This is a genomic window from Pseudomonas sp. PA-4-8C (genome assembly GCF_021606625.1).
GTDB lineage: Bacteria > Pseudomonadota > Gammaproteobacteria > Pseudomonadales > Pseudomonadaceae > Aquipseudomonas > Aquipseudomonas lactis.
In genome coordinates this window covers 1-8,600 of sequence record NZ_WKCD01000243.1, presented here as the reverse complement: position 1 = coordinate 8,600, position 8,600 = coordinate 1, and the positions used below count along the sequence as shown (strand labels likewise).

At 61.9% G+C, this 8,600-nt stretch carries 5 protein-coding genes; 2 read left to right on the top strand and 3 right to left on the bottom strand.

The annotated features are described in order from the left end of the window. Together GIW04_RS24325 and GIW04_RS24320 are read left to right on the top strand one after the other, a co-directional pair. Positions 1 to 680, top strand: a 680-nt coding sequence (locus GIW04_RS24325; RefSeq protein WP_236479271.1) for a CAP domain-containing protein, incomplete at its 5' end; no start/stop codon positions are given. 173 nt (positions 681 to 853) lie between these two features. Continuing rightward, positions 854 to 3,058: an ATP-binding protein gene (locus tag GIW04_RS24320; protein ID WP_034135508.1), complete on the top strand. Its 2,205-nt coding sequence runs from the start codon at positions 854 to 856 to the stop codon at positions 3,056 to 3,058. On the opposite strand, the gene GIW04_RS24315 is transcribed toward GIW04_RS24320, so the two are convergent. The 3 genes from GIW04_RS24315 to GIW04_RS24305 form a co-directional block, all read right to left on the bottom strand. Next, a complete protein-coding gene (locus GIW04_RS24315; RefSeq protein ID WP_120248213.1) occupies positions 3,037 to 4,197 on the bottom strand; it encodes a GGDEF domain-containing protein in 1,161 nt (386 codons plus the stop codon). The two genes, GIW04_RS24320 and GIW04_RS24315, sit on opposite strands and share 22 nt — an antisense overlap. A gap of 42 nt (positions 4,198 to 4,239) precedes the next feature. Beyond that, the gene (gene glgB / locus GIW04_RS24310; RefSeq protein ID WP_120248214.1) at positions 4,240 to 6,486 is read right to left on the bottom strand and encodes a 1,4-alpha-glucan branching protein GlgB; all 2,247 of its coding nucleotides are present in this window, start codon (positions 6,484 to 6,486) and stop codon (positions 4,240 to 4,242) included. Next, the coding region (locus GIW04_RS24305; RefSeq protein WP_236479269.1) for a putative maltokinase at positions 6,483 to 8,600 on the bottom strand (2,118 nt) is incomplete at its 5' end. The genes glgB and GIW04_RS24305, both read right to left, overlap by 4 nt.

The window sequence follows — 8,600 nt, the reverse complement described above, 5'->3', positions numbered from 1 at the left end:
GCGATACACGGCTGGTGTTGCCGGCCTCCAATGTCGGCGATTTGCAGCAGTCGCTGGCGCGGGCTGCGTACCCGATGGTGAACGTGCAGGCCATCAGCCTGTCCGGGCCCAAGGATGCCGAGGCCGCGATGAAAGCGGTACGCGAAAGCTTCTGCCGCGTAGTGCTCGATCCGCAATTTGTCGACATCGGCGTCAGCAACAGCGGCCAGGACTGGCGCATCGTGCTGGCCCGCCCGCTGCTGACCAGTGGCCTGGGCGACTGGCAAACCGAAGGCAGAAAACTGCTCGACTTGATCAACACCGCGCGTGCCGAGCCACGCCAGTGCGGCACCCAGGCGTTCACCGCGACCACACCGCTGTCGTGGAACGACACGCTGGCCAGCGCGGCCAACAGCCACACGCGCAACATGGCCAACGGCAACTTCTTCGACCACCTGGACCACGACGGTCGTACGCCCGGTGACCGCGCCGAACTGGCCGGGTATATCGCGAAGAACATCGGCGAAACCATCGCCGCCGGCCTCGACACGCCGCGCAAGGTCGTCGACGGTTGGCTCGCCAGCCCCGGCCACTGCGCCACCCTGATGAACCCGCAATTTCGCGACTTGGGTGCCGCCTACGCGATGGACCCCAAGAGTGACGCGGGCATCTATTGGACGGGGTTATTCGGTACGCAATGAAGGTTGGGCGCCGGCCCAACCCGGCCAACAATGACGGCGTGCAAATAGACAATGAAATCAAAGTGCTATCAGGGAGATAATCGCGCTGAACTGAATGCGGTCATTCCGGTCTGTTGCTAGTCGGTCGGGCTCTTCAAAGCTAAACAAAACGTGGCAAGCAAGGTGTGAACCCAATGATGAATTGGCTGCAAGGCAGCAGCGAAATGGCAGAGCGGGTTCGTCAGCATGATTGGGCCAATACGCCCCTGGGGCCACTTGAACACTGGCCCGACGTGTTGAAGACAACCGTTGCGCTGTCCTTCGCGTCGAGTTTTCCCCAGGCCATCGTCTGGGGGCCTCAGTTGATTACCCTCTACAACGACGCGTTCACGCCGATCCTGGGTAGCAAACCCGACGCTCTGGGCCGCCCGTTCAACGAGATCTGGCACGAGGTGTGGGACGATATCAGCCCTATCGCCGACGCCGCGTTCGACGGGCACGCCACCTATATCGAAAACTTCCCGCTGCTGATCCAACGCAACGAAGCGCCGGAACAAGCCTATTTCACCTTTTGCTACAGCCCGATTCGCAACGCCCAAGGCGTGGTGGTCGGTCTGCTCGACACGGTCACCGAAACCACTGCCACGGTGTTCTTGGCCCGTCGTCTTGAAGTGCTGGACGCCATTAGCAACTGCGTCACCAACGCCACCGACGCCGAAACCATCATGACGTCGACCACCCGCTTGTTGGCCCAGCACCTGCAGGTGTCCATCTGCGCCTACGCCGACATGGACGAAGACCAAGATGGCTTCACCATTCGCGGCGACTGGTCGGCGCAAGGCTCGCCGAGCATCATCGGCCATTACAGCCTGGCGGCGTTTGGCGAATGCGCGGTCAACTGCCTGCGTGCCGGCGAGCCACTGGTGATACGCAATAATCTGATCGAGTTGCCGCCCCATGAAGCCGCAAGCTTCCAGGCGCTCGGTGTGACAGCCACTATTTGCATGCCCTTGATCAAAGACGGGCGGCTCACCGCACTGATGGCCGTACACGACAAAGTGCCGCGTTTTTGGTCGTCCTACGACATCGCACTGTTGGGCGAAGTCACCGAACGTTCATGGGCGCATATCGAGCGCGTGCGTGCCGACGCCGCCGTGCGTAAGGGCCTGGCCGCCTATGCGGAACTCAATGCCAGCCTGGAGCAGCGCGTGAATGAGCGTACCCGTGCGCTGGCCGAAGCCGAAGCTGCACTGCGCCAGTCACAAAAACTTGAGGCCATCGGCCAACTGACCGGTGGCGTCGCCCATGACTTCAACAACCTGCTGACCATTATCCGCTCATCCGTGGATTTCCTGCGCCAACCGGGCCTGTCCGAAGAGCGTCGGCAACGTTATATGTGCGCGGTGTCCGACACGGTGGAGCGGGCCAGCAAGCTCACCAGCCAACTGCTCGCTTTTGCCCGTCGCCAACCGTTGAACCCGCAGGTGTTCGATGTCGGCCAGCGCGTGCAGAACATCGGCGAGATGCTCGAAAGCGTCACCGGCGCACGCATTCATGTGCAGGTGCAATTGCCCGATCAGCCCTGCTATGCGCGCATCGACCCCAGCCAGTTCGAAACCGCGCTGATCAACATCGCCCTCAACGCCCGCGATGCGATGGACGGCCAGGGTACCCTGACCCTGAAAGTCGCCGGGCAGCAAACGCTGCCACGTATCCGCGGGGATGCCGAGTCGTGCATGCCCTACATCGCCATTTCCCTGGCCGATACCGGCACCGGGATTCCCAGCGATACCTTCGAGCGCATCTTCGAGCCGTTCTTCACCACCAAGGCCGTGGGCAAAGGCACGGGCCTTGGCCTGTCGCAGGTATTCGGCTTTGCCAAGCAGTCAGGCGGCAATATCGATGTGGCCAGCACCCTTGGCCAGGGTACGGTGTTTACCTTGTACCTGCCGCAGGTCGAAGGCGAAGCGGCGCCGGATCAAGACCCGCATACAGACTTGCCAGCGCCGCAAGAGGCTGCTCATCAGCACGTGCTGATCGTCGAGGACAACCTTGAGGTAGGACGCTTCGCCAGCCAGATCCTCAAGGACCTGGGTTACCAGACCACGTGGGCGACCAATGCCGAACAGGCGCTGAACCTCGCCGGCACAGACGTCCAGGGGTTCGATGCGATTTTCTCCGACGTGGTGATGCCCGGCATGACCGGCGTGGCCATGGCCAAGCTACTGCGCCAGCGCCGCCCGGACCTGCCCGTGGTACTCGTCTCCGGCTACAGCGAGGAACTGGCGGACAGCGGCTATGAAGGCTTTGAGTTCCTCGCCAAGCCCTACTCCGCCGACCAGGTTGCGCGAGTGCTGGCAAAGGCGATGAGCAAGGATCAGTCGACAACCGCCACCTGATTGCGGCCCGATGCCTTGGCCTGGTACAGGGCCTTGTCGGCGCTGTTCATCAAGCCGTTCAAGTCCAGATGCTGAGCGTGGGTGGATGCCACGCCCAGGCTGGCGCTCACCCCCTGTACCGGGTCGGCGGGCAAGTCACCAATTTTCTGGATCAACTGCTCGGCAATGCCGCGCGCGGTCTCCAATGAGGTATTGGGCAGCAACACCGCAAACTCCTCGCCTCCCAGGCGACCGTAGATATCGGTCTGGCGAAAGGATGCGCTGATCACCGCGCCAATCTGGCGCAACACCTGGTCACCGGCTTGGTGGCCGTAGGTGTCATTGATGGCTTTGAAGTGGTCCATGTCCATCATCAACGCACACAGCGGTTGCTGCTCGCGCAGGCACTGGGCGTAAAGCAACTGGGCTTGCTCGTAAAAAGCCCGACGGTTCATCAGCCCGGTCAGTTCATCGGTCTGGGCGGCGCGGGTGGAAATGTGATGAGCGCGCTCCATTTGCCTCGTCAGGCGAAAGGCTTTTTCCAGGGCATCGGAGAGCTTGCGCGTCGCACCGACCACAAACGAGGCAAACACCAACACCGCCAGCGCCACGCCGACTTGCATTGGTGAGGGCTGGAGCAGCATCCATACCGTACAGGGAAGCAACACCAGCGCCATGGAGCCCAGTGTCATGTAGCGATAGGCTGAATAACAGGACACCGCGCTGACCGACATGCCCACGGTAAACAGCATCACCAGCACCTGGGATAAGCGGTCATCGACCGGCATCACCGCCAGCGCCCCGCCGCCCCAGATACCCGCCGACAGCATCAGCGTGACCCAGTAGCGGCGTTCCCAACGGGCGGGTGTACGCTCCGCGTCCGGGCAGCGAAACCATTGCGCGAACAGATGCAGGCGCACCAAGGACGAGCCCGCCAGCACCACCAGCCACACCAGGATGACCTGATGATCGAACCGGTCCCAGCACAGCCAGCAGAGCATGGCGGCGCCCAGGTAGCTGCCGAAGATCGCCGAGAATGATTGACGAAACAGCTGGTGCAAACGGTCGGTTCGCACCTGCTCTTCGATTTGCTGACCCTGATCTTGCCCGAGGCTATTCATGGGATTGGCCTGTGTGAACGGCGACGACAAAGGCGCCATTGTGGCACCTTGCCAGCAAGCCGAACAGCAGCATCCGCCGCGCTAGAGCGTTTCATGCTCCTGAGGGCGCAAAATCAGCACGCCCAAGGGCGGCAAGTTCAGCGACAGCGACACCGGTTGCCCATGGCGCGGCTCATCCTGGGTAAACACCGCGCCGCCATTGCCGTAATTGGAGCCGGCGTAGGTATCGGCATCACTGTTGATCACCTCGCTCCAGCGCCCGCCAAACGGCACACCGACTGCGTAGCCTTCACGGGGCACCGGGGTGAAGTTGGCAACCACCAACACCGGCTTGCCATCCTTGCTCCAGCGCAGCCAGGCGTAGACGCTGTTGATCGCGTCGTCACCGATCAGCCATTGGAAGCCCTGGGGCGCATCGTCCTGTTCGTGCAACGCAGGTTCTTCGCGGTACAGGCGGTTCAGGTCGCCCACCAGCTTCTGCACGCCACGGTGCTCGGGGTACTGCAGCAAATACCAATCCAGTTGCTGGTCGTGGTTCCACTCGCGCCATTGGCCAAATTCGCAGCCCATGAACAGCAGCTTCTTGCCGGGGTGCATCCACATGAAACTGAGGTAGGCGCGCAGGTTGGCAAATTTCTGCCAGCGGTCGCCGGGCATCTTGTCGATCAGCGAGTGCTTGCCGTGCACCACCTCATCATGGGAAATCGGCAGGATAAAGCGTTCGGACCAGGCATACACCAACCCGAAACTCAGCTCGTTGTGATGATGGGCGCGGTACACCGGGTCTTGCTGGATGTAATGCAGGGAGTCGTGCATCCAGCCCATGTTCCATTTGTAGTTGAAGCCCAGGCCACCCTGCTGGGTCGGCTGGCTGACGCCGGGCCAGGCTGTGGACTCCTCGGCGATCACCAACGCGCCCGGCGCTTCAAGGGCGACCACGTCGTTCAGGTGCCGCAAGAAGTCGATGGCTTCCAGGTTCTCGCGACCGCCATGGCGGTTGGGCACCCATTCACCGGCCTTGCGCGAATAATCGCGATACAGCATGGAGGCCACGGCGTCCACGCGCAGGCCATCCACATGGAAATGCTTGAGCCAGTGCAAGGCCGACGCGAGCATGAAACCGTGGACCTCGGTGCGGCCCAGGTTGTAGATCAGCGTGTCCCAGTCCTGGTGGAAACCTTCCAGGGGGTTGGCGTATTCATACAGCGCGGTACCGTCAAATTGCGCCAGGCCGTGGGTATCGGTGGGGAAATGCGCCGGCACCCAGTCGAGGATCACGCCGATATCGGCCTGATGGCAGGCATTGACGAACCAGGCGAAGTCTTCCGGCGAGCCAAAGCGCGCGCTGGGGGCAAACTGGGATAACGCTTGATAACCCCACGAGCCACCAAAGGGGTGCTCCATGATCGGCATCAGTTCGATATGGGTGAAGCCCAATTGTTGAACGTAAGGAATCAGCCGCTCGGCCAATTCGCGCCAGCCATATTGCCGAGCCACTTCACCGGCCTCGTCCAGCTCGCACTGCCAGGACCCCACATGCAGCTCGTAGATCGACAACGGCGCGGTGGCTTTCTGCTTGTCTCCCCGCGATTGCATCCACTCATGGTCCTGCCAATCCACCTGCAAAGGTGCGGCGACCTTCGAGGCGGTGTCCGGCGGTAGTTGGGTGGCCAGCGCCACAGGGTCGGCCTTGAGCGGCAGAATGCCGTGGGCACCGAGAATTTCATACTTGTAGGCCGCGCCCGGTTGCAGGCGCGGGATAAAGATTTCCCACACCCCCGATGGATGACGCAGGCGCATCGGGTGGCGGCGCCCGTCCCAGATATTGAAGTCGCCCACCACCGAAACCCGCCGGGCGTTCGGCGCCCACACGGCAAAGCGCACGCCTTGCACGCCATCGACGCTGACCACCTGAGCCCCCAGGCAGTTGCCCAGGTCACGGTGATTGCCTTCGGCAAACAGGTACAGGTCCATTTCCCCCAGCAGCAATTGGCTGAAGCTGTAGGGGTCTTCGGTGATCTGCTCACCGCCGGCCCACTGGATTTTCAGCAGGTAGGGCTGGCGAGTGCTGAAGTGCCCAATAAACAGGCCTGGCACCTGGGTGGCATCGAGGCTGCCAAACGGCTCACCTGTGTCACGCGCCAGTACCTGGACACTCAGGGCCTCCGGCAGGAATGCGCGGATAAACTGGCCGCCCTGCTCGTCATCATGGGGCCCCAGGATCGAAAACGGATCGGGGTGCTCGGCGCGCACCAGCGCATCGACGTCCTTGGACGCCGGCAATGCAGTCAACTTGGGCTGCAGCGGTTCTCTCTGTGTAAAACTCATGACGTCTCCCCACCGCGTACAGGTTTAGATATAGGTGTCAGCCCGCTCAGCAAGCCGTGCAGCCCTTGCAGGGGCACCGGCAGCCAGGTCGGGCGGTTTTCTGCTTCGTAGGCCACTTCGTACGCGGCCTTTTCCAGGCTGAACAAGGTCAGCGCTGCGTCGTGGCCGTTGGCATCCTGCCAGTCATGCGCCAGTGTAGACGCAGCGGCCTGGTAAGCCTGGGTAAATGCTACGCGGGCTTCATTCAGGTAGCGGTCGGTCACGCGTTTGCGCGCAGCGTTCGCTTCTGGCGTGTGATCCACCCCTTGCACATTCAGCGCCATGGCCGCCGCATAATCGAAGGAACGCAGCACACCGCTCACATCCTTATAAGGGCTGTGCTTGCCGCGCCGCTCATGCAGCGGCCGCGCCGGCTCGCCTTCGAAGTCGATCAAGTAGGCATCGCCCTTGACCACCAATACCTGGCCCAGGTGCAAGTCACCGTGGACGCGAATGCGCAACCCGCCCGCCGTGGCTTTGGCCAACGCCTGGACAAGCGCCGCGATGGCTTTTTTCTGCGCCAGTAATTCACTGACCAACGCCTGGTCGGCGGGGTTCAACTGGCTTTGATTAAGCTTGAGCAACTGCAAGGCACGGTCGATCTGGGCGCCGACATCCTTGGCCCAGGCTTGGGTGTCTTTGATTGTGGTGGGTTCGGGTTTGAAGGCCTTGTCGGCCGTTGGCGCACCCAGCACCAGGTGCATTTCACCCAGGCGCTGACCGAGCAAACCGGCAAAATCCGCCAGCTCGCCGAGGGCGTTGTAGTGCTGTTCCTGCTCAGAGATCGCGTCGGCCAGCTCGTCACGGATCGCCCGCTCCAGGTTGTTCTGGGTCCAGCTCCAGGCATCGCCCTGGTTGCTCAGGTAACCCTGGGCAATCATCAGCAGGTTGTCCTGCCCTTGCCCGTCGCGGCGGCTCATAAAGCCTAGCAGCGGCGAAATGTTCGGGTAGCCGGCGGCCGTCAGGTAGGCGCTCATTTCCAGCTCTGGGTGCACACCGGCGCTGACTTTACGAATCAGCTTGAGCACCAGGCTGTCACCCACCACCACCGAGCTGTTGGACTGCTCGGCAGACAGATAACGCACTGACGATTCACGGGTCAGTTGCAGTGCGGCCAGGTGTTCAGTTGCCTCAAACCGCAGATCGCCGTCAGGCGTATTGAGCACGGTGCCGGCCTGCATGGCCTGGATCACCTCAAGGATAAAATGTTCAAGGCTGAAGGCATCGGTTACCAGCCCTACCTGCCGGCTACGTCGCACCCGCGCCAGGGCCAATTGCTGGGGCAAGGCGCTGGTGAACTGGTCTTCGCCAAGGAAGCCCAAGGGCAGTTGGTAGCGGCTGACCTGGCCGGCACTGGTCACTTCGATCTCACTGAGCAACACCGGATGCTGCGGGTCGCCAAAACGCACGCCATATGCGATGTGCACCGTGTCGATTGCCGTATCTTTGCCGGCAAACCAGCGCCGCTTGGGCAGCCAGGCGGGCAGTGACGTATGTTCCAGGCTGGTGCGGCAAGGTTCTTCGAGTAGCTCTTCCATGCGTTTTTTCAGTACCAAAGTGGTGAAGTCGGGCATGCTTTGCGCCGGTTCCACATGCCAGCTGGGCATCTGGTTTTCCGCTGCCAGCACGAACCAATAGAAACCATAGGGCGCCAGGGTCAGCAGGAAATTCAGCTGGCCGATGGGCGGGAAGGCATTACCGCCAAGCATCTCCACCGGCACCATGCCGGCAAAGGCCGACAGGTCCAGCTCCGCCGCCTGGGCGCTGCGCGACACGTTGGCCACGCACAGGATGATCTCGGTGTGGCCGTCTTCACCGGTGTATTCACGGGTGTAAGCCAGGATGCGCCGGTTAGTCGGCGAGAGCATTTTCAAGCTGCCACGACCAAACGCCTTGGACTGCTTGCGCACTGCGAGCATACGCCGGGTCCAGTTGAGCAATGAATGCGGGTCCTGCGCCTGGGTCTCGACGTTGACCGACAGGTAGCCATATTGCGGGTCCATGATCGGCGGCAGTACCAGGCTGGCCGGGTCGGCACGGGAAAACCCGCCATTGCGGTCGATGGACCATTGCAT

Coding starts and splice junctions, on each gene's coding strand:
- GIW04_RS24315 (WP_120248213.1), bottom strand. CDS start 4,197: ATGGCGCCTTTGTCGTCGCCGTTCACACAGGCCAATCCCATGAATAGC.
- GIW04_RS24320 (WP_034135508.1), top strand. CDS start 854: ATGATGAATTGGCTGCAAGGCAGCAGCGAAATGGCAGAGCGGGTTCGT.
- glgB (WP_120248214.1), bottom strand. CDS start 6,486: ATGAGTTTTACACAGAGAGAACCGCTGCAGCCCAAGTTGACTGCATTG.